Below are 1,857 nucleotides of genomic sequence, written 5' to 3' on the forward strand. Positions count from 1 at the left end.
TTACAATCGAATGATTCGCAGATTCATACCTAAAGGCAAGAGTTTCGATTCAATTGATCAGGAAACATTAAACCGTATAAACAATTGGATTGACACCTACCCCCGAAAACGACTTGGCTACAAATCCGCAGAACAAGTGTTCGCTCAAGAATTAGAAAATTTTTTCCTTTACCCCTCGGGGTAAAGGAAACTGAAAGAACTTATTATACAAACCGTTGCACTTGTAGTTGCAATTTAAGTATTTTGTTTTTTTAGCTTCGGTTATTATTATGACAAGATTTTCATACATTATGTATATTATGATCTTAAAAAATCGTTGTTTAAAATAATTGTAATTTAACATCAAATAAAAGGAGATAGTATGGATCAAAAAGTAATAGATCTCAATGAAAGCGTTTTTTCTTTATGTAAAAAAGACAATAATTTGAAGAATATATTATATGATTTGGGCTTTAAGGACATAATTAATCCTGCGATGCTAAATACCGCAGGGCGATTTATGACGCTCAAAAAAGGCTCAAAGCTGAAACATATCGCCTTATCTAAAATTGTTTTTACCTTAGAAGAATTAGGATATAAGGTTACTGGAGTAGATAATGAATAATGAAAAGAAACAAGTTTTAAAAGAAATCATTAAGTCCTTGCATGACGGCACATCACTAGAAAAAGCAAGAGAAAGATTTATAAAAGAGTTTTCGGATGTTTCTTCCCAAGACATAGCACAAGCCGAACAACAGCTTATCAATGAAGGGTTAGCCATTGAAGAAGTCCAAAGGCTGTGCGATGTACATTCTTCGCTTTTTAAAGACTCTATAAAAAACGATATGCCTAAGCCTGATATTTTTATTGAACAAGCGCTGCTGCATCTCAATCAGGAAAACAAGCAAATTTCAAATTTAGTTCAAAAACTATCAATTCAAAATACAGAAGTTTCTGACGACCTGAAAAAATTGTATGAAATTATAGATTTACACTACAAAAAAAAAGAAATAGTCTTATTCCCCTATCTTGAAAAACACGGCGTAACATCTCCGCCTAAGGTTATGTGGGGCGTGGACGATGAAATTAGAGACGCCTTAAAAGAAATAATATCCAAAGCCAAAACTGACAAGCCCATTAAAGAAGAACTCGACGCATGTATCTCAAGAATAAAAGATATGGTGTTCAAAGAACAGAGCATCTTATTGCCAATGATGATTGACACTATTTCTCATGACGAATGGCATCAGATTTTTCCTCAATTAAAAGACTTCAATCAAGAAACAGACAAAAAGATGGATTATAACCAGACCTCGCAATCCGGCACTGCAAGCCTTCCTGTTGACTTTGAAACCGATTTTATAACCTTGCCAAGCGGCAAATTAAAACTAAACGAATTGATATCTATGCTCAATGTTTTGCCCTTTGACCTTACTTTTGTGGACCGAGAAGACAAGGTAGCGTATTTTACAGAAGGCGAACGCATATTCCCGAGAGAGCGGGCTGTTATAGGTCGAAGCGTATATAACTGCCATCCGCCCAAAAGCCAGCATGTGGTACGCGCCATAATGCAAAGTTTCAAAGACGGCACTTCAGACCATGAAGATTTTTGGATAAAAATGCACGGCAAATATGTGCTCATAAGATATTACGCAGTAAGAGATACTCAAGGCAAATATCTGGGAACATTAGAAATCTCACAAGAAATCAGCGCCATACAATCCATTAAAGGCGAAAAAAGATTATTATCTCAAAATGAGGAATAAAAAAAGCGGTTTGGAATTTCCCCAAACCGCTTATCTTTTATCTTCTTATATTTTTTCTTTTGGCTTTTGGCGTCATAATTATTTCGCCTAAAATAAATTTGGATAAAATATC

2 protein-coding genes are annotated in these 1,857 nt (G+C 34.9%); both read left to right on the forward strand.

Annotated features, from left to right (window positions below; all coding sequences use genetic code 11):
• The first annotated feature begins 361 nt into the window (after positions 1–361).
• Positions 362–604 carry a DUF1858 domain-containing protein gene (locus VIL26_08635; GenBank protein ID HEY8390991.1) on the forward strand — a complete coding sequence of 81 codons (243 nt, stop codon included), beginning with the start codon at positions 362–364 and terminating at the stop codon, positions 602–604.
• Positions 597–1,745, forward strand: a complete 1,149-nt coding sequence (locus VIL26_08640) for a DUF438 domain-containing protein (protein ID HEY8390992.1) — start codon at positions 597–599, stop codon at positions 1,743–1,745. The genes VIL26_08635 and VIL26_08640 overlap by 8 nt, the downstream gene beginning before the upstream one ends.
• Positions 1,746–1,857: the final 112 nt, after the last annotated feature.

The organism is Clostridia bacterium, from assembly GCA_036562685.1.
Lineage (GTDB): Bacteria > Bacillota > Clostridia > Christensenellales > DUVY01 > DUVY01.